Here is a 15,771-nt window from a genome sequence, read left to right as displayed (position 1 = left end):
TGACTCACCCCACTTGCCGCGGCACACTTCAACCTCTCCACCCGCCGAACAAGGTGCCACCCCATGCATCAATTAATCCTCGGCGGTGCCCGCTCCGGCAAAAGCCGCCTGGCCGAAAAACTTGCCAGCGACAGCACCTTGCCCGTCATCTACATCGCCACCAGCCAGCCGCTGGATGGCGAGATGAGCGCGCGCGTCGCGCATCACCGTGCGCGGCGTCCCGATCATTGGGGCCTGATTGAAGAACCCATCGAGCTGGCCCGCGTACTGCGCGAAAACGCCGCTGCCGATCGCTGCCTGCTGGTGGACTGCCTGACCCTGTGGCTTACCAACCTGCTGATGCTCGAAGACCCGGCGCGCCTGGCGCTGGAGCGCGATCAATTGCTGCAAACCCTGGCTGCACTGCCGGGTGAAATCATTTTTGTCAGCAACGAGACCGGAATGGGTGTCGTGCCGCTGGGCGAATTGACTCGCCGCTATGTGGATGAAGCCGGTTGGCTGCATCAAGCCTTGGCCGAGCGGTGTCAGCGTGTTGTCCTGACGGTTGCCGGCCTGCCCCTGACTTTGAAAGGTACTGCGTTATGACTGACACCTGGTGGCTCAACCCTTGTAAGGCTGTCGACGCCTCAGCGTACGAACAAGCGCTGGCGCGCCAACAACAGCTGACCAAACCGGCCGGTTCGCTCGGCCAGCTCGAAGCTGTAGCGGTGCAACTGGCCGGCCTGCAAGGCCAGGTCAAACCGTTGGTGGACCAAGTGTGGATCGCCATTTTTGCCGGTGACCATGGCGTCGTCGCAGAAGGCGTGTCGGCGTTTCCCCAGGAAGTGACCGGGCAGATGCTGCACAACTTCGTCACTGGCGGCGCGGCCATCAGTGTGTTGGCACGTCAGCTGGATGCGCAGCTGGAAGTGGTCGACCTCGGCACGGTGACGCCCTCGCTGAACCTGCCCGGAGTGCGTCACCTGAACATCGGCGCGGGCACGGCCAATTTCGTCAACGGCCCAGCCATGACTGAAGCTCAGGGCTGCCTGGCGCTGCAAGCCGGTCGCGATAGCGCTCGGCGCGCTTTGGCCGGTGGCGCCCAGCTGTTTATCGGCGGTGAAATGGGCATCGGTAATACCACCGCCGCCAGCGCCTTGGCCTGTGCGCTGCTCGATTGCAAGGTCAGCGACCTTACAGGCCCGGGCACCGGTTTGAACGCCCAGGGCGTCAGCCACAAAGTGGCAGTTATCGAGCGCGCACTGGCGCTGCATGCCGGACAGCGCGATGACGCATTGCACACCCTGTTCAACCTCGGCGGGTTTGAAATTGCCGCGCTGGTCGGTGCCTACCTGGCCTGCGCACAAGAAGGCATCGTCGTGCTGGTGGACGGGTTTATCTGCACCGTCGCCGCACTGGTCGCCACGCGCCTGAACCCGGCGTGTCGAGAATGGCTGGTATTCGGCCATGGTGGCGCCGAGCCGGGCCATCGTCACGTACTGCAAAGCCTCAACGCCGAACCCTTGCTGCAGCTCGGCCTGCGCCTGGGCGAGGGCAGTGGTGCGGCGCTGGCGGTGCCGTTGCTGCGCCTTGCGTGTGCGCTCCACGGGCAAATGGCGACATTCGCCGAAGCGGCCGTGGCAGACCGCCCGGCATGACCTTGCACCTGGACCTGTTGCGCCACGGCGAAACCGAGCTGGGCGGCGGCCTGCGCGGCAGCCTCGACGACGCGCTCACCGACAAGGGCTGGGCGCAGATGCGCGCCGCCGTAGCAGAGCAGGGCCCTTGGGACCGCCTGGTCAGCTCGCCGCTGCAACGTTGCGCGATGTTCGCCCAAGAGTTGGGCGCACGCCTCGATGTGCCGGTGAGCCTGGAAAAAGACCTGCAGGAATTGCACTTCGGCGCCTGGGAAGGGCATAGCGCAGCGGCGCTGATGGAAACCGACGCCGAAGGGCTCGGCCTGTTCTGGGCCGACCCCTACAGCTTCACACCGCCTGAGGGCGAGCCGGTCAGCGACTTTTCACACCGTGTCCTCAGCGCCGTCTCGCGCTTGCACCAGGCTTACGCCGGTGAGCGCGTGTTGCTGATCAGCCACGGTGGTGTGATGCGTCTGCTATTGGCGCGAGCGCGAGGTTTGCCGCGCGAGCAGTTGTTGAATGTCGAGGTCGGCCATGGTGGGCTGTTCAGCCTGCATGTGGCTGCCGATGGTGTGTTGAAGGAAGGAACCTGACGATGCTGCCATTCTGGATCGCCCTGCAATTTCTCAGCAGCCTGCCGATTCGTTTGCCGGGCATGCCGCAGCCACAAGAGTTGGGGCGTTCGCTGCTGTTTTATCCCGTGGTCGGGCTGTTATTCGGCGTGCTGTTATGGGCGCTGAACAGCGTATTGATGGGCGCGCCGTTGTTGCTGCATGCCGCCTTATTGCTGACCGCGTGGGTGTTGCTTAGCGGTGGCCTGCACCTGGACGGCCTGGCGGACAGCGCCGATGCCTGGCTCGGTGGCTTCGGCGACCGCGAGCGCACCCTGACCATCATGAAAGACCCGCGCAGCGGGCCGATTGCGGTGGTTACCCTGGGCTTGGTGCTGTTGCTCAAGTTCACCGCGCTGGTGGCGTTGATCGAGCAACGTAATGACGCGGCATTGATCCTGGCGCCGTTGATCGGGCGGGCGTCGATGCTGGCGCTGTTCCTTACCACGCGCTATGTGCGTGCAGGCGGTTTGGGTCAGGCGCTGTCGGACCATTTACCGCGGGTTGTCGGCCAACAGGTGCTGATCCTCAGTGGCCTGGCCTGCATTCTGATCGGCGGTTTCAGCGGCGGCATGGCTGTTCTGCTGACGGCGCTGTGTTTTATCGGCCTGCGCCAATTGATGGTCAACCGGCTGGGTGGCACCACCGGCGACACAGCTGGCGCACTCCTGGAGTTGCTGGAAGTCGCGGTGTTGATCGGTTTGGCTCTGTAACACTTTCTTGCATTTCCTTAATCGCGGGTATATACACGTTCCATGCTTGCCTCCCAATGTTTATGCACCAACCTGCGACGTGCCGCCCGTGGCGTCAGCAGGCATTACGACGGCGCTCTCGACGGCTTCGGGATCAACGTCGCCCAGTATTCTTTGCTGTGCAACTTGCAGCGTCTCGACCAACCGAGCATTTCCAGCCTGGCCGACGCCATGGGCCTGGATCGCAGCACCTTGGGGCGCAACTTGCGGGTGCTGGAAGGCGAAGGCCTGGTGCAGTTGGTCGAGGGTGATGACTTGCGCAACCGCCTGGTGCTGTTGACGCAAGCCGGCGAAGAACGGCTGGCTGCGGCGTTGCCGGCGTGGGAAGCGGCGCAGCAAAAATTGATTGATCAGTTAGGCGCCGAAAAGCGCGAAACCTTGCTGGCCTTGCTGGATGAACTCGCCTGAGCGCGGGTTTGTTCGATTACAAGCGGGTATATACCCGCGAGCGGAGAATAAGAACATGACCTCGATGTGGCGCACCAGTGGTTGGATCCTTGTGGGGAGTGCGCTGATCCTGGCGTTGTCCTTGGGCGTGCGGCACGGTTTCGGCCTGTTCCTGGCGCCGATGAGCAACGAATTTGGCTGGGGGCGTGAGACGTTTGCCTTCGCGATTGCCCTGCAGAACCTGATCTGGGGCTTGGCGCAGCCGTTTACCGGCGCCCTGGCCGACCGTTTCGGCGCGACCAAAACGGTGTTCGTCGGCGGCGTACTGTACGCCGTGGGCCTGGTGTTGATGGGCATGTCCGATTCGGCGTGGTCATTGTCACTAAGTGCCGGCTTGCTGATTGGTATCGGCCTGTCGGGCACCTCGTTTTCGGTGATTCTCGGCGTGGTGGGCCGCGCCGTACCGCCGGAAAAACGCAGCATGGCCATGGGCATCGCCAGCGCCGCAGGCTCTTTTGGTCAGTTCGCCATGGTGCCCGGCACATTGGGCTTGATCGGCTGGCTGGGCTGGTCGGCCGCCTTGTTGGCGCTGGGGCTGATGGTGGCGCTGATTCTGCCGCTGGTGGCGATGCTCAAGGACAAGCCGCTGCCGGTGGTGACTGGCCAGCAAACCTTGCGTGAAGCCTTGAAGGAAGCCTGTTCCCATTCCGGCTTCTGGTTGCTGGCATTCGGCTTTTTTGTGTGCGGTTTCCAGGTGGTGTTTATCGGCGTGCACCTGCCGGCGTATCTGGTCGACCAGCATTTGCCGGCCACGGTGGGCACCACGGTGCTGGCCTTGATCGGTCTGTTTAATGTATTCGGCACCTACACCGCCGGCTGGCTCGGCGGGCGCATGTCCAAGCCGCGCTTGCTTACCGGCCTGTACCTGCTGCGTGCGGTCGTCATTGTGTTGTTCCTGTGGGCGCCGGTCACCGAAATCACGGCCTACCTGTTTGGCATGGCCATGGGCTTTTTGTGGCTGTCTACGGTGCCGCTGACTAATGGCACCGTCGCAACCTTGTTTGGTGTGCGAAACCTCTCGATGCTCGGTGGGATCGTGTTCCTGTTCCACCAAATCGGGTCGTTCCTCGGCGGCTGGTTGGGCGGGGTGGTCTATGATCGAACCGGCAACTACGATTTGATCTGGCAGGTGGCGATTCTGCTGAGCGTGCTCGCCGCCGCGCTGAACTGGCCGGTGCGCGAGCGGCCGGTGGCGCGCTTGCAGGCGCAGATGGAGGCGGCATGAGTGTGACGGCACGGTGTTTGACGGTAGCGGCGCTGGTCGTGCTGATGCTGCTGGCCTGGTGGGGCTGGCAGCGTGGTGGGCTGGCATTGATGCAACTGGGTATGTCGATCTGTTAAGTTCGTGGTCTGGAAATGTTAAGGACTCACGACATGCAGATGCGCTGGCTTGCAGTACCCGTCCTGATGGCCATTGGCAGTGTTGCCATGGCCGCTGATTGCCCACCGTTGCTTGAGGGCCAATTGCCCAAGCTGCGCGCCAAGGAATCCATCGATTTGTGCCAGCGCTTTGCCGGCAAACCCCTGGTTATCGTCAACACCGCCAGCTTCTGCGGGTTCGCGCCACAGTTCAAAGGCCTCGAAGCCTTGTACCAGCGCTACAAGGGCCAGGGGCTGGAAGTGATTGGCGTGCCGTCCGATGACTTCAAGCAGGAAGCCAAGACCGGTGAAGAGACCGCCAAGGTCTGTTACGTGAATTACGGCGTGACCTTCACCATGACCGAACCGCAAAAAGTCAAAGGACCGGATGCGGTACACCTGTTCAAGGTGCTGGCGCAGCAGACCAGCGCGCCGAAATGGAATTTCTACAAGTACGTGGTCGACCGCCAAGGCAAGGTAATTGCCAACTTCTCCAGTTTGACCAAGCCGGACAGCCCGGACTTGATCAATGCAGTGGAAGAAGCCTTGGCTTCCAAACCCTGATCGTCGGCGATTAAAAAGCCCCGCCTCCTGTGCAGGAGAGCGGGGCTTTTTTAGATTCAGCTGGCGAGCCGGTCAGGCTCGCAGTGAATCAGAACTTGTAAGTCGCACCCAGGCCGTAACCCCAAGCGCTGTTTTTGTACTCGGCGTTGTAGGCGTTGCCCTTGCCGGTACGGTTGACGTTGACTTCTTCTTCCCACAGGTAGGAGACGGCAGCGTCGATCGTCCAGTCTTCAGTAGGGCTGAAGCCGGCACCAAAGCTGACAGCCTTACGGTCGCCAGTCGGGATACGCACCGAACGGTCGGTGTTGTTGGTAGGCGATTGGTCAACCGAGAAACCGGTGCGCAGTACCCACTGTTTGTTGACCTGGAACGAAGCACCGATGGCCGAGGCCCAGGTGTCATGCCAGTTCTGTGGCTCGTTGATGCGACCGATCGGGCCAGCCGCGCCACCCAGTGCAGGCGAAACGCCCGAGTTGTTGACGGTGATTTCTTTCAGGCGGCTCCAACGGGTCCATGTGGTACCCGCATACAACGTCCATTGGTCATCCAGCTTGTGGGTGATGGACATGTCGTAGGATTCTGGGGTGGTGATGTTCAACTTGGCGTCAAAACGCCCGCCGTTGAACGGACCAAAACCACGGCCGGAAATATCGGTGTGACCCGACAGGTTGTAGGAAACCTTGGAGGTGTACGTCAGGCCGATGTTGGTGCTCGCCCATGGCGTCACCAGGATACCGACTTTGTAGCCCCATGCGGTGTCATCGCCCTTGATGTCCACCAGGCCATCATTGCGGCCGAAGGTTTGCGCCAGCGGCGTCGACGAGGTCAGGTTACCGCTGATCTTGTTGAACGTCGGGCCGATACCCACGGACACGTATTCGTTGAAGGCGTAGCTGACAGTCGGCTGGAGGGTGACGACTTTAACGTCACTCTTCTTGCCGTAGTAACGGCCGCCGAAGCTGTCTTCGTAGTTGGTGATCAGGCCGAACGGCGCATACACGCCCAGGCCGAACGCCAGGTCATCGGTCGCTTTTTTCACGGCAAACAACATCGGGACTTTGGTAAAAGGAACCATGTCACCGTCGTTGCTGCTGCCGGGTGGGCCACCGCTGGTGTTTTTGATATCGGTCTTGGCGTCGATAGCTGCGACACCGGCAGTGATTTGATCGCGCTTGAGGCGTGACATGCCGGCAGGGTTGCCAGCGACAGTGCTTGCATCATCGGCAGATGAAGAGCGCCCGGCGAAACCTGTACCCATCCCACTGATGCTTTGCTCGTTGAGGGCAAAGCCGCTCGCGAACAGTTGGGTGGAGGCCATGGCAACGGCGAGGCTAAGTGTGGTCTTGAGCATTACTTTTTTCATTATTAGAACTCCGTGGTGATCACCGCTGCGGAAAGTAACAATAAATTTAGGTTAGCGCTATAGGCTGTAATGCAGGAGATAGAGCGGTTTTGTAGGACAATCCGACCAAAATCGGGGTTTTTAGCCGAATCTTGCAAAACGCCTGGTCAACAAGTGACCTGATTCATGGGTGAAACACAGGTCTGCCAGGCTTGGGTGAAGTCCCGCAGCCGACCTTGTGGGTGAAAAATTTCTTTCCAGATACGTGCCATTGCCAGTACATCGCCCGGCTGCGGCAGGGCAGGGCTGTGCTGCTCCACCAGCAGCCAGGCGATGGCGGTGGCGTAACGCAGATTGACGGTTAACTCAAGCTGGGGCGCACTGAGGAATGCGTGCTGACTGGCCAGGCCGCGTACCAGGCTGGCGCGCTCGGGGTCGCGCGCCAGGTAATGGTCCCAAAGGGCGCGGTGGCGCGGTTCGGTGATGCTGTACAGGCCGTGGCCACGACGGTCGTGCAGGGCCGAGCCGAGTTCCGACTGGCTGGCAGCAATGCCCAGCAGCAGGGCTTCGGCTGTCGCATTATGGCGGCCGAGGTAAATCAACGTCGGCCGGATCACATAACGACACAATTCGCTGGCGGCGATACCCATACAAGCCTCGGTCCATGAAAGTGGTCGACGGTGCCTGAGAGGGGGCTTGGCAGCTGTGAATCGGATCTCAGGCCCGTCGCAAGCGGATCAAGCCGCTTGAGTTGAAGTGTAGTGTCATATTTACGATGTAAAGGACTGTTTTTAAAACATCTTCTTCATTTAGTTATAACGTTTATATCTATTTGAACTTAGCGAAAATGTTTCAATGCCGAATTTCAGGCAATAAAAAACCCTGCTTTTTAAACAGGGTTTTTGTGTTTCAGCGACTCGGGTCGATCAGGCAGTCAGTGCCTGACGGGTACGCTCGATCACGGCCTGCAGCGGCTCTGCGCTGGAGTATTGATCGGGGTACAGGCGTTCGCTGTGACGAGCGATGCCGTGTTCGTTGACCAGGGTGAAGCTGAAGCAGCCTTTGCGAGCGGCCATGATCAGGCAGTTCATTGGTGCAAAAGCGTTGGTGAGGGTGCGAATGGCATCCTGAGTGTGGATTTGAGTGTTCATATTATTGGTGTTCCTACAAATGACACGGATAAGAACCGTGCAGCGTTAAAACGTTCCAGTAACGTTGATCACCATTGATCAAACGAAGAACCGACTGGAACAAAGCAGCCAGTTTGAAGCGCTATTAAGTTGGCGCGCTTGGGCTGGCAGGTAGGTACTTAGGAGGGCAGGCAGCACAACAGGGGCAAAGGTTCTGGGCCCGGGGTGAAGATCCTGATCAATTTGCAGGTTGGTTCGGTCAGAGTATTGAGACTTCGCGGCACCCTTTGCATGTTCAAAGGCAGTGTCGTCGCAAGTGATACCTGGAAACCATCGAGGTGGTCGGTCCCGTGTTGTTCAGGGGAGTTGTTCGACCAGAATTGACTTTCAGCTTGGTACTAACGCCGCGGATAGTAACGGATCGAAACCGGGAAGGGAAGCGGCTGAGCAAAAAACTTTTATCAGCTGCCTAGAAAACCACGATAGACCAGCACTGTTACGGCGGCCGCCAGCGAGCAGCCCAGCACGTAGGCCGCGAGGGTCAGGCGCCAGGAGCGGCCGGTTTCGATCACCTTCATCACGTCGCGCATGTCATTGATCCGGCCTTCACCCAGCTCGATGCACAGGCTTACCGCAGTAAAGGCCGCTGATAACAGGATGGCGATGGCAAACAACGCCCCGTCAGGCGAGGGCAAAGCTGCATTGATTCCCAATGATGTCGCGCAGGTGGCGAGCAACAACACGGCGAACAACAGGATTCCTTTCATCTGCGCCTACAGGAGAGTGACATCGTTGGTGCAGCAGTGTGGCGAGCGCGGGCGGTTTTGAAAAGTGCTCTGTTTTGCAGGCTGGTTGCTCTGTGGCGGTAACATTTTCGGACAGATTGAAGCAAAAAGTGTCGGCGATATAACCAGTGGATGGGTACTTGTGCACATTCGTTGCGCGGTGTGTAACCACTCTGTCAACTGCCCGCAAGTGCCGTCGTTTGCCTGCAACGAAAATTTAAGTCAATGAAAAACATCGCTTTTTTTTATTGGTGAAAAAATCGTCAGTTTGACTGCGGCCCCCGTTTCATGGGGCTTTGAGCGGGTTCAAGGTGGGTTGTCCACTGAGTTATCCACAGCTTCTGTGGATTGTCCCGAGCGCTTGCTCTAGAACGGGCGTGTAGGATTTATCCAGCTTTACCTGCGCGAAAAAAAGAGTAGAGTGGCGCGCCTTCCAATCTGTCCCACAGTGCTTTATGAAGTTTCGCTCAGTATCACCCTCTGTTACCGATACCCCTCAAACTGTTACCACACCCAAGCGATTTTCGTTGAAGGTTGCCTTGTGGCTGCTCGACAGCCCGCGGCTGGGGCATAACGCCAACATCAAGCACTTCGCCGGGCGCTTGCTCAAGCAGCCGGCCCGCGATGGCGTGGTCGCCGCTCAAAGTCGGCTGGGCCAGTTGATGTGCCGCGAGTGCGGCAACGCCCGCGACCGCCGCATAGGCCACGACCTGCTGCGCCTGGCGGCTCGCGCTGGCGACCGCCGCGCCCTGCGCGAGTTGGGGCAGGTCGAAGACTGAGCTGTCCTCAAGCCCCATGCTTGGTTAACCTTGCTCCTTTTCGGTGATGGCAGAAATGGCTATGGTTTTTGACTGGACCAGTATTGCCTTGGGTCTGGCGGGTGCAGCAGTGCCTTTATTGGCCCTGTGCTGGCAGATTCAACGTCGACTGACCGCGCGCATGACCGGTTGGGAGCTGCTCGAAGAGCGCCTGGCAACCGCGCAACTGGCCCAGGAAGGGCTAGCCGCGCAACTGGACGCCAGCCGCGATGAAATCAGCGACCTCAGCCAGGCCAATGCCGCGAAACAGGCCGACCTGGCCGCCATGCGCCGCGAAGTCGAACTGCTGCAAATCGACCGCGATAACGCCCGCGATGCCGCCCATGCCTGGAACCTCGACCGCAGCGCCAAGGAAACCGAGCTGCGCCGCCTCGATGCGCTGTCAGCTGCCTTGCGCGCCGAATTGCGTGAACAACAGGACAGTCATCAACAACGCCTCGCCGACCTGCAAGGTTCGCGCGATGAGTTGCGCGCGCAGTTTGCCGAGCTGGCCGGGAAGATCTTCGATGAGCGTGAGCAGCGTTTCGCCGAAACCAGCCAGGAACGCCTGGGCCAGTTGCTTGACCCACTGAAGGAACGCATCCAGTCCTTCGAAAAGCGTGTGGAAGAAAGCTATCAGAACGAAGCCCGCGAGCGTTTTTCCCTGGCTAAAGAGCTTGAGCGTCTGCAGCAATTGAACCTGCGCCTGTCAGACGAAGCCACCAACCTGACCCGTGCCCTCAAGGGCCAGAAGACCCAGGGCAACTGGGGCGAGCTGATTCTTGAACGGGTACTGGAACATGCCGGGCTGGAGAAGGGCCGCGAGTACCAGACCCAGGTGAGCCTCAAAGGGCCGGACGGCGAGCGCTTTCAGCCGGACGTGCTGATCATGTTGCCGGGCGACAAGCAGGTGGTGGTCGACTCCAAGGTCAGCCTCACGGCCTATCAGCAATACGTCGCGGCAGATGATGAGGTGATTGGCCAGGCGGCCCTCAAGCAGCATGTGCTGTCCCTGCGTAACCACGTCAAAGGCTTGGCCGGCAAGGATTACAAGCGTCTGGAAGGGCTGCACAGCCTGGATTTCGTGTTGCTGTTCGTGCCCATCGAGGCCGCATTTTCCGCCGCCCTGCAGGCCGAGCCGAACCTGTTTCAGGAGGCGTTTGACCGCCATATCGTGATTGTCAGCCCCACGACCTTGCTGGCTACCCTGCGAGTGATCGACAGCCTGTGGAAGCAGGAGCGCCAAAGCCAGAATGCGCGGGAAATTGCCGAACGGGCCGGCTGGCTGTACGACAAATTCGTGCTGTTCATCCAGGACCTGGATGAAGTGGGCAACCGCCTACAACAGTTGGATAAGGCTTACAGCGCGGCGCGTAACAAGCTGACAGATGGGCGTGGGAATCTGGTCAGCCGTACCGAGCAATTGCGGTTGCTGGGTGCGCGTGCGAGTAAAAGTCTGCCAGCGGATTTGCTTGAACGGGCGATGACCGATTCAGACGGTGTGGCGCATCTGCCTGAGTAAATGCAATCCAAAATGTGGGGCCGAGTAAACTCTGTTTAAAGCGGCAAATGCCGACTCAACAGCGCCCGCAACGCCGCCGGCTTCACCGGCTTGGCCAAGTAATCCAACCCTGCCGCATGCACCTCGGCCACCATCTCCGGTCGCCCATCGGCACTGATCACCACCCCGGGAATCGGTTCTGCCAACTGCGCCCGCAGCCAGCCCATCAGCTCCGTGCCCGTCTCGCCGTGGTCCAGGTGGTAATCCACCAACGCCAGTTGCGGGCGCACGCCCTCGGCCAGCAGTGCCGCGCACTGCGCCTGGTCGGTGGCCGTCCACACTTCGCAGCCCCAGCGCGTCAGCAGGCTGCGCATGCCGATCAGGATGCTTTCCTCGTTATCCACACACAGCACCTGCGCGCCGCTTAATGGCAGCCCATTGTCTGGCGCGATCTTGGCCTGCGGGCTGGCCTGGTTACGCGCCAGCGGCACGCGCACGCTGAACACGCTGCCTTTGCCCGGCCACGAGCGCACGCTCAACGTATGCCCGAGCACGCGGCACAGGCCGTCAGCGATTGCCAAACCCAGGCCCAGACCCTTCTCGGCGCGGGTCTGGTGGCTGTCCAGGCGCTTGAACTCTTCAAAGATGACCTTCTGTTTATCCAGCGGGATGCCAGGGCCACGGTCCCACACTTCCAGGCACAATTCGTCCTTGCGCCTGCGCACGCCCAAAAGCACGGGGCCGTCGGCATAGCGGAACGCGTTGGTGAGAAAATTCTGCAGAATCCGCCTGAGCAACTTGATGTCACTGTCTATCCGCAACCGGCTGCCGCGCAGGCGGAAGCGCAGGTTCTGCTCCTGAGCCAGCGCCTTGAATTCGGCGCCGAGGGTGTCGAACAGCTCGTTGAGCACAAAGGGCTGCCGCTGCGGGTTGATCTTGCCGTTTTCCAGGCGTGAAATATCCAACAAGTCGCTGATCAAGTCTTCGGCCGAGCGCAGCGAGCTGTCCAAATGTTGCACCAATTGCCGCGCGTCGGCAGACAGGCCGTCGTGCTGGTGGGAAAGGGCTGCGGAGAACAGGCGTGCAGCGTTCAAGGGTTGCATCAGGTCGTGGCTGACAGCCGCAAGGAAGCGGGTCTTCGACTGGCTGGCGGATTCGGCCACGCCCTTGGCGTCGGTCAAAGCGACATTGAGCTGGGAAAGCTCATGGGTACGCTCGGTCACCCGTTGCTCAAGGCCTTCGTTGGCCTCGGTCAGCGCCTGCTCGGCCTCCCGGAACGCAGTGATGTCGGTAAAACTCATGACAAACCCACCGCCGGGCATCGGGTTGCCGATCAGCTCAATCACGCGGCCATTCGGGAATAAACGTTCGGAGGTGTGCGCGCGGCCTTGGCGCATCCAATGCAGGCGGCGCGCGACGTGCACCTGGGCCTCACCCGGCCCACACAGGCCGCGCTCGGCGTTGTAGCGAATAATGTCGGCAATCGGCCGGCCCACGCTGATCAGGCCTTCAGGGTAGTTGAACAGCTCCAGGTAGCGGCGGTTCCAGGCCACCAGCTTGAGGGACTGGTCGACCACACTGATGCCTTGGGTGATGTTTTCGATCGCGCCTTGCAGTAATGCGCGGTTGAATTGCAACACCTCGGAGGCTTCGTCGGCGATGCGTACTACGTCCTCCAGCTGCATCTCCCGGCCTTCAATCGCGGCTTTTACCACTGCGCGTGTCGAAGAGGCGCCGAGCACGCCGGCCAGCAGGCGTTCGGTGTGGGCGATCCAGTCGTTATCGGCATTCTGGTTGGGGTTGAAACCTTTGCCTTGGCGATAGGCAAATCGGATAAAGCTCTGCTCGGCGCGTTCCTTGCCGACAAAACGTGCCGCGAGGCTGAGCAGGTCGCTGATTTGCACCGACAGCATCGAGCGCGCATTGGCGCGCTGGCTGATTTCCTGGCCGATAAAGCGCCCGGCCTGCCAATGCTCGGATACCCGTGTGCGCGACAGCATCGAGACCCACACAAACAGCGTGAAATTGCCCGCAAGAGAAAACACAGTACCCAGGGTTAACGAGGTGACGGTGAAACCAAAGGGGTGCGAATGCATCCACGTCAGGCCGGGGAAAAGGCTCAACGACCACCCCAGGCTTTTCGCCGTCACCGGCAGGACCAAGGTGTAGAACCACAAGAAAGTGCCAGCCGCCAAGCCGGCAAATACGCCTCGTCGGTTGGCCTGCTTCCAATACAACGCGCCAAGCATCGCTGGCGCCAGTTGGGTAACGGCGGCGAACGCGATCTGGCCGATGGTTGCCAGGCTCGCGCTGGAGCCGAGCAGGCGGTAACTCACGTAGGCCAGCAACAGGATGATCACAATGCTGACGCGGCGCACCGACAGCATCCAGTGGCGGAACACTTCGAACGGCCGCTCTGCGCTGGAGCGGCGCAACAGCCACGGCAGCAACATGTCGTTGGAGACCATGGTCGACAAGGCAATGCTCGCCACAATCACCATGCCGGTGGCCGCCGAGGCGCCGCCGATAAACGCCAGCACTGCAAGGGCCGGGTGCGCTTCGGCCATGGGCAGGCTGATCACGTAGGAGTCCGGCAATACCGAGGCGGGCAAGAGCATTTTGCCGCCGAGGGCGATAGGGATGACGAACAGCGCGGCGAGGATCAGGTACGCCGGGAACACCCACTTGGCCAGGCGTAAATCCTGCGGGTCGATGTTCTCTACCACGGTGACGTGAAACTGCCGGGGCAGGCAGATAATCGCCATCATCGCTACGCCAGTCTGCACCACCATCGATGGCCAGTTAATGGTTTCTGTCCAGTATTCTTCAAGGCGCGGGGCGAGCATGGCCTGGCTGAACAGATCGCCAAAACCATCGTATAGGCCGAAGGTCACGAATGCGCCTACCGCCAGAAAGGCGAACAGCTTGACCAGGGATTCAAACGCGATCGCCAGCACCATGCCACGGTGGTGTTCGGTGGCATCGAGGTTGCGGGTACCGAACACAATGGTGAACAGCGCCAATACCAGCGACACGATCAACGCGGTGTCCTGGGCGCGGGTGCCGGTGGTGTCGGGGCCGGAACCGATCAACAGGTTCACGCCCAGCACGATGCCTTTGAGTTGCAGAGCGATATAGGGCAGCACGCCGACCAGGCAGATCAGCGCCACCACCACCGCCAACGATTGGGATTTGCCGTAGCGTGCGGCGATAAAGTCGGCAATGGAGGTGATGTTTTCCTGTTTGCTGATCAGAATCATCTTCTGCAACACCCAAGGTGCCAGCACCAGCAGCAGGACAGGTCCCAGGTAGATTGGTAAAAACGCCCACAGTTGTTCGGCGGCCTGGCCTACGGCGCCGAAGAAGGTCCAACTGGTGCAGTAAACGGCCAGCGACAGGCTGTATACCCAGGCACGTATTCGTGGCGGTAGCGGCGCGTGGCGGCGATCACCGTAAAAGGCGATGGCAAACATAATGGCCATATAGGCCAGGGCAACGGCGGCGATCAGCCCGCTGGACAGCGTCATGGTAACTCCGAGCATAAGAACACCCGGGCATTCCGAGCCCGGTGGGACAGTCTCGCATGATGCTGGGGGTTAGTCAGTGTCGACCAAGGTCGTGTGGGATCGAATGTCGCAGCGCGTGTTCAACGCGGTGGCAGGGTTTTCTGACGCAAGATGTAAATGCTCACCAGCACTGCACTGGTCAGCATAAACCCACGTGCCCAAGGCAGCGGCACCAGGTAGCAGGAAAAACCAATGCTCAGCCACATCAGGCCGATGGCGTAGACCTTGCCCTTGAGCGGAATGCCATTGCCGTCCAGATAGTCTTTGATCCACGGCCCCAGGCGCGGGTGTTCCACCAGCCATTGGTAGAAGCGCGGGGAGCTTCGGGCGAAGCAGGCGGCTGCGAGTAGCAGGAAGGGCGTGGTCGGCAATACCGGCAGGAAGATACCGATCACTCCCAGCGCTACGCTCAGCCAGCCGATGGCCAGCAGCACGTAGCGCAGGAGCAGTGAGCGCTTGCCCATGGGCGTCATGGGCAACCGACTCAGTGGTGACGTGGCTTGAGGATCGCCGGTTTTTCGTCAGGCGCATTGCACAGCAGGTACAAGGCGGTGAGGGCTTCCGGGATCTGTACGATCATGTCGTCCATCAGGTTGGCATCGGCGGCGATGTCGGAGAATTCCGGCTGGTCGTCGAACAGGCCCGAACCGACCATGATCGGCAGCAGCATTTCGCTGACTTCTTCCTCGGCAGTTTCGAACCAGGCGGCTTCGCGCAGGAACACACCTTCCATGAAGCCGATGCACCAGCCGCGCAGGTCGGAGTCATCCGGCTCCTCGCCCAGGTCCAGCTCGCACGGCAGCTCGAATTCCTCATCGGAAGCCAGTTGGCGACCAATGTGGGCCTTGAGGGCCAGCAGGGTGGATTCGATTTCTTCGCGTTGGGCGGCGTCGGCGTAGTGCGGTTCTTCGGCGAACAGCGCGTCGATCCATTCACGGTCGGGCACGACGTCGGCGCAGATCGACAGGGCGGTCAGGTAGCCGTGAGCGGCCACGTAGTCCAGCGCCTCGTCATGCAGCTCATCGGCGTCGAGGAAGGCTTGCAGGCGGGTTAGTTGCTCAGCGAAGGACATTGAAGGGCTACCTTGGGAATAAACGATGCGCAATTCTAGGCTTTCTTGAGCGTCCAGGCCAGCTGCAAGGCATATTTGCCGGGTACTGGAGCGGGGTGACTATTCGTCAGTGGCGCCCTTTGCCAGGTAACGCTCGGGTATACTGCCGCGTTTTGTGATGCCCCTGCAGGCCAAGCGCCAATCCGCGAAAACTTCGCTTACGGATTATTTCCCGTGAAGCGGTGTTTTT

Annotated in this window: 16 protein-coding genes; 9 read left to right on the top strand and 7 right to left on the bottom strand. The window is 60.4% G+C overall.

All coding sequences use genetic code 11. The features are described from left to right. Positions 1-63: 63 nt before the first annotated feature. The 7 genes from cobU (at position 64) to GIW28_RS07390 (ending at position 5,349) form a co-directional block, all read left to right on the top strand. Positions 64-585 carry a bifunctional adenosylcobinamide kinase/adenosylcobinamide-phosphate guanylyltransferase gene (cobU, locus tag GIW28_RS07420; protein ID WP_099548861.1) on the top strand — a complete coding sequence of 174 codons (522 nt, stop codon included), beginning with the start codon at positions 64-66 and terminating at the stop codon, positions 583-585. Next, positions 582-1,637 carry a nicotinate-nucleotide--dimethylbenzimidazole phosphoribosyltransferase gene (gene cobT, locus GIW28_RS07415; RefSeq protein WP_017134895.1) on the top strand — a complete coding sequence of 352 codons (1,056 nt, stop codon included), beginning with the start codon at positions 582-584 and terminating at the stop codon, positions 1,635-1,637. The genes cobU and cobT overlap by 4 nt, the downstream gene beginning before the upstream one ends. After that, positions 1,634-2,209: an alpha-ribazole phosphatase family protein gene (gene cobC / locus GIW28_RS07410; RefSeq protein WP_138453542.1), complete on the top strand. Its 576-nt coding sequence runs from the start codon at positions 1,634-1,636 to the stop codon at positions 2,207-2,209. Before cobT ends, cobC begins: the two co-directional genes overlap by 4 nt. Before the next feature lie 2 nt (positions 2,210-2,211). Then, complete coding sequence (locus GIW28_RS07405) at positions 2,212-2,940, top strand: adenosylcobinamide-GDP ribazoletransferase (RefSeq protein ID WP_169984838.1); 729 nt, start codon at positions 2,212-2,214, stop codon at positions 2,938-2,940. 42 nt (positions 2,941-2,982) lie between these two features. Then, a complete protein-coding gene (locus tag GIW28_RS07400; protein WP_017134898.1) occupies positions 2,983-3,387 on the top strand; it encodes a MarR family winged helix-turn-helix transcriptional regulator in 405 nt (134 codons plus the stop codon). Between the two features lie 64 nt (positions 3,388-3,451). Further along, positions 3,452-4,651 (top strand): MFS transporter, encoded by a 1,200-nt coding sequence (locus GIW28_RS07395; RefSeq protein WP_178075639.1) that lies wholly within the window; start codon positions 3,452-3,454, stop codon positions 4,649-4,651. 149 nt (positions 4,652-4,800) lie between these two features. After that, on the top strand, positions 4,801-5,349 hold the full coding sequence (locus GIW28_RS07390; protein ID WP_236447267.1) for a glutathione peroxidase: 549 nt from the start codon (positions 4,801-4,803) through the stop codon (positions 5,347-5,349). Positions 5,350-5,437: 88 nt separating this feature from the next. On the opposite strand, the gene GIW28_RS07385 is transcribed toward GIW28_RS07390, so the two are convergent. The 4 genes from GIW28_RS07385 to GIW28_RS07370 form a co-directional block, all read right to left on the bottom strand. After that, positions 5,438-6,712 (bottom strand): OmpP1/FadL family transporter, encoded by a 1,275-nt coding sequence (locus GIW28_RS07385; RefSeq protein WP_017134902.1) that lies wholly within the window; start codon positions 6,710-6,712, stop codon positions 5,438-5,440. Between the two features lie 146 nt (positions 6,713-6,858). After that, positions 6,859-7,341 (bottom strand): hypothetical protein, encoded by a 483-nt coding sequence (locus GIW28_RS07380; protein WP_017134903.1) that lies wholly within the window; start codon positions 7,339-7,341, stop codon positions 6,859-6,861. Between the two features lie 276 nt (positions 7,342-7,617). Next, positions 7,618-7,842: a hypothetical protein gene (locus tag GIW28_RS07375; protein WP_016972449.1), complete on the bottom strand. Its 225-nt coding sequence runs from the start codon at positions 7,840-7,842 to the stop codon at positions 7,618-7,620. Between the two features lie 440 nt (positions 7,843-8,282). Further along, on the bottom strand, positions 8,283-8,588 hold the full coding sequence (locus GIW28_RS07370) for a hypothetical protein (protein ID WP_176991397.1): 306 nt from the start codon (positions 8,586-8,588) through the stop codon (positions 8,283-8,285). A 473-nt stretch (positions 8,589-9,061) separates the two neighbouring features. On the opposite strand from GIW28_RS07370, the gene GIW28_RS07365 reads away from it, so the two are divergent. Further along, a complete protein-coding gene (locus tag GIW28_RS07365) occupies positions 9,062-9,385 on the top strand; it encodes a hypothetical protein (RefSeq protein ID WP_099548863.1) in 324 nt (107 codons plus the stop codon). 175 nt (positions 9,386-9,560) lie between these two features. Further along, positions 9,561-10,925: a DNA recombination protein RmuC gene (rmuC, locus tag GIW28_RS07360; RefSeq protein ID WP_163005473.1), complete on the top strand. Its 1,365-nt coding sequence runs from the start codon at positions 9,561-9,563 to the stop codon at positions 10,923-10,925. 35 nt (positions 10,926-10,960) lie between these two features. Here rmuC and GIW28_RS07355 read toward each other — a convergent pair whose 3' ends face one another. The 3 genes from GIW28_RS07355 to GIW28_RS07345 form a co-directional block, all read right to left on the bottom strand. Further along, positions 10,961-14,431, bottom strand: a complete 3,471-nt coding sequence (locus GIW28_RS07355) for a hybrid sensor histidine kinase/response regulator (RefSeq protein WP_017134907.1) — start codon at positions 14,429-14,431, stop codon at positions 10,961-10,963. A 119-nt stretch (positions 14,432-14,550) separates the two neighbouring features. Beyond that, a complete protein-coding gene (locus tag GIW28_RS07350) occupies positions 14,551-14,943 on the bottom strand; it encodes a YbaN family protein (RefSeq protein WP_169984834.1) in 393 nt (130 codons plus the stop codon). 11 nt (positions 14,944-14,954) lie between these two features. Then, positions 14,955-15,542: a UPF0149 family protein gene (locus tag GIW28_RS07345; RefSeq protein WP_017134909.1), complete on the bottom strand. Its 588-nt coding sequence runs from the start codon at positions 15,540-15,542 to the stop codon at positions 14,955-14,957. Between the last annotated feature and the right edge of the window lie 229 nt (positions 15,543-15,771).

This window comes from Pseudomonas sp. PA-5-4B (assembly GCF_021606215.1).
GTDB lineage: Bacteria > Pseudomonadota > Gammaproteobacteria > Pseudomonadales > Pseudomonadaceae > Aquipseudomonas > Aquipseudomonas edaphica.
The sequence above is the reverse complement of the archived record's forward strand: the minus strand, read 5'-3'. Positions and strand labels throughout refer to the sequence as shown.

What these genes read in the sequence shown, in the direction of transcription:
- GIW28_RS07390 (WP_236447267.1), top strand. Translation starts at nt 4,801, where the DNA reads ATGCAGATGCGCTGGCTTGCAGTACCCGTCCTGATGGCCATTGGCAGT.
- GIW28_RS07365 (WP_099548863.1), top strand. Translation starts at nt 9,062, where the DNA reads ATGAAGTTTCGCTCAGTATCACCCTCTGTTACCGATACCCCTCAAACT.
- cobT (WP_017134895.1), top strand. Translation starts at nt 582, where the DNA reads ATGACTGACACCTGGTGGCTCAACCCTTGTAAGGCTGTCGACGCCTCA.
- GIW28_RS07350 (WP_169984834.1), bottom strand. Translation starts at nt 14,943, where the DNA reads ATGACGCCCATGGGCAAGCGCTCACTGCTCCTGCGCTACGTGCTGCTG.
- GIW28_RS07395 (WP_178075639.1), top strand. Translation starts at nt 3,452, where the DNA reads ATGTGGCGCACCAGTGGTTGGATCCTTGTGGGGAGTGCGCTGATCCTG.
- cobC (WP_138453542.1), top strand. Translation starts at nt 1,634, where the DNA reads ATGACCTTGCACCTGGACCTGTTGCGCCACGGCGAAACCGAGCTGGGC.
- GIW28_RS07355 (WP_017134907.1), bottom strand. Translation starts at nt 14,431, where the DNA reads ATGACGCTGTCCAGCGGGCTGATCGCCGCCGTTGCCCTGGCCTATATG.
- GIW28_RS07385 (WP_017134902.1), bottom strand. Translation starts at nt 6,712, where the DNA reads ATGAAAAAAGTAATGCTCAAGACCACACTTAGCCTCGCCGTTGCCATG.
- GIW28_RS07405 (WP_169984838.1), top strand. Translation starts at nt 2,212, where the DNA reads ATGCTGCCATTCTGGATCGCCCTGCAATTTCTCAGCAGCCTGCCGATT.
- cobU (WP_099548861.1), top strand. Translation starts at nt 64, where the DNA reads ATGCATCAATTAATCCTCGGCGGTGCCCGCTCCGGCAAAAGCCGCCTG.
- GIW28_RS07370 (WP_176991397.1), bottom strand. Translation starts at nt 8,588, where the DNA reads ATGAAAGGAATCCTGTTGTTCGCCGTGTTGTTGCTCGCCACCTGCGCG.
- GIW28_RS07400 (WP_017134898.1), top strand. Translation starts at nt 2,983, where the DNA reads ATGCTTGCCTCCCAATGTTTATGCACCAACCTGCGACGTGCCGCCCGT.
- GIW28_RS07380 (WP_017134903.1), bottom strand. Translation starts at nt 7,341, where the DNA reads ATGGGTATCGCCGCCAGCGAATTGTGTCGTTATGTGATCCGGCCGACG.
- GIW28_RS07345 (WP_017134909.1), bottom strand. Translation starts at nt 15,542, where the DNA reads ATGTCCTTCGCTGAGCAACTAACCCGCCTGCAAGCCTTCCTCGACGCC.
- GIW28_RS07375 (WP_016972449.1), bottom strand. Translation starts at nt 7,842, where the DNA reads ATGAACACTCAAATCCACACTCAGGATGCCATTCGCACCCTCACCAAC.